The organism is Halomonas sp. LES1 (assembly GCF_031846005.1).
Lineage (GTDB): Bacteria > Pseudomonadota > Gammaproteobacteria > Pseudomonadales > Halomonadaceae > Halomonas.
This window is the reverse complement of sequence record NZ_JAVRGC010000023.1, coordinates 1-873: the sequence shown is the minus strand read 5'-3', so window position 1 is coordinate 873 and position 873 is coordinate 1. Positions and strand designations below refer to the sequence as shown.

The 873-nt window shown below is 54.6% G+C and carries 2 tRNA genes and 1 rRNA gene; all 3 read left to right on the top strand.

The annotated features are described in order from the left end of the window. Positions 1-127, top strand: a 16S ribosomal RNA gene (locus RM463_RS17425); the annotation flags it as partial. Between the two features lie 194 nt (positions 128-321). Then, positions 322-398, top strand: a tRNA-Ile gene (locus RM463_RS17420). An 82-nt stretch (positions 399-480) separates the two neighbouring features. Continuing rightward, positions 481-556 (top strand) — tRNA-Ala (locus RM463_RS17415). Positions 557-873 lie beyond the last annotated feature (317 nt).

Sequence of the window (873 nt, the reverse complement as noted above, 5' to 3'; positions counted from 1 at the left end):
GGAGTGGACTGCACCAGAAGTGGTTAGCTTAACCTTCGGGAGAGCGATCACCACGGTGTGGCTCATGACTGGGGTGAAGTCGTAACAAGGTAGCCGTAGGGGAACCTGCGGCTGGATCACCTCCTTATCGACTATGTCACCGACTGTCGGCAAGTGCTCACAATGAATTACCTGATCGACCAGAGCAAAAGACTGTTTGGGTTACCCATTCAGTGGTTTCGCCGGGTCTGCCGCTCAGTTGGTAAGAGCGCACCCCCCCTGACCTTATGAAAAGTAGGGTGAGGTCGGCAGATTGCTGGAGAGGACCCGACTGATAGCGCCGGGTCTGTAGCTCAGTTGGTTAGAGCGCACCCCTGATAAGGGTGAGGTCGGCAGTTCGAGTCTGCCCAGACCCACCAATTTGCGTGACACGTTGTTGCTTCTCTTCTCGTGTACCTGCTACACATTGTCGAAAAGCACATTGTCTCACTCAGATTATCCGGGGCCATAGCTCAGCTGGGAGAGCGCCTGCCTTGCACGCAGGAGGTCAGCGGTTCGATCCCGCTTGGCTCCACCATCTTGCAGAAGGTCAGCGTTTCGAGCGAAACGTCGCACCGCCCGCTTGGCTCCACCATCGCTACCCCACAGTCTTACCTGATCGGATCCACAGTCATAAGCCAGCATCACACCGCGATGTCAGGTTTATGACTGTCGATTGACAGTCTGCTCTTTAACAATGTGATTCATGCTGACAAACGTTCTTTCCGCAAGGAAAGAACACGAGATACGTTTCAAGCGCGTATCCGGCAATGTCGTGTGTCATCGCGGACCAGACCCTTTGGGGTTATATGGTCAAGCGATGAAGCGCATACGGTGGATGCCTAGGCAGCCAGA